Here is a 1,346-nt window from a genome sequence, read left to right on the forward strand (position 1 = left end):
ATTGAAAAAGTGGTGAATACCTTGGAAGATAGTCACTTCCATGCCTTCTATCATGCCTTTGGTCGTCCGTCTTATCACCCTAAAATGCTTGTATCTGCTCTTCTATTTGCCTATTCACAAGGGATTTTCTCTGGTCGAAAAATTGAAAAAATGATGATTGAAAATCTCGCTATGCAATACCTAACAGGGCAGTTGATTGTCAGCTACCGCACCATCAATCGTTTTCGTGTAGCTGAAGGGATGGAAGAACTCATTCGTAATCTTTTCATCGACCTCAATCTTCGTTTAAAAATGGAAGAGTTAGTGACCTTAGATTGTCTGTTTATTGACGGGACTAAGATTGAAGCTAATGCCAACAAGTATAGTTTCGTGTGGAAGAAAGCGACAGAGAAATTCTCCGCCAAACTTCAAGAACAGATACAAGTCTATTTTCAAGAAGAAATCACTCCTCTTATCCATCAAGCTATCGAACTGGATACACAAGAGTCTATCTCCTCAGAGCAGTTGCTTGCATTCGCTCAAGTCCTTGAAGAAGAATTGGAAAAACTGAACCAGGACATTGAGGAGACACCCGTTAAAGGAAAGGATGAACGTAAAACCCAGCGTCGTAAACTCAAGAAAGTCTTGCGAAAAGTCAAGGATGATTTTTCAGTACGTACTGAAAAATATGAGAGCTATCAGGAGACATTTGAAGGGCGTAACAGTTTTTCCAAAACCGATCCAGATGCCACTTTTATGAGAATGAAAGAAGACCATATGAAAAATGGCCAACTCAAGGCTGCTTATAATCTTCAAATCGCTACTGAAAATCAATTTGTTCTTCACTATGATATCTTCTCAAATCCGACAGATACCAAAACTCTTCTGCCATTCCTTGAAACCTATCCACATGACGTACAGACAGTTGTCGCAGATGCTGGATATGGAAGTGAAGAGAACCTCCTTCGTTTAGATGAAAATAAGGTAAACCATCTGATTAAATATGCCATGTTTGATAAGGAACAGAAGAGAGGCTATAAACAGTCAGCTAGAAACTTAGCGAATTGGCACTATGATGATAAGGAGGATAGCTACACACATCCTGATGGCTGGTGCTATCGTTTTCACCATATCAAACATCAGAAAACACAGACGGACTTTCAACAGGAAATCAAGGTTTACTACGCTGATGAACCTGAATCAGCCCCTCAAAAGGGACTGTATATGAATGAACGCTATCAGCACTTAAAAACGAAAGAATGCCAGGCGCTTTTATCTCCCAAAGGTAGACAGATTTTCGCTCAACGCAAGATTGATGTGGAACCTGTCTTTGGGCAGATAAAGGCTTGTTTGGGTTACAAGAGATG

The 1,346-nt window shown here is 40.2% G+C and carries 1 protein-coding gene; it reads left to right on the forward strand.

Annotated elements, in window-relative coordinates; genetic code table 11:
• Positions 1-1,346 (forward strand): IS1182 family transposase (locus tag O3599_RS09815; protein WP_371512741.1); only part of this gene is annotated, 1,346 nt, incomplete at both ends.

The sequence above is a fragment of the Streptococcus sp. 27098_8_103 genome (assembly GCF_041432345.1).
Lineage (GTDB): Bacteria > Bacillota > Bacilli > Lactobacillales > Streptococcaceae > Streptococcus > Streptococcus mitis_BV.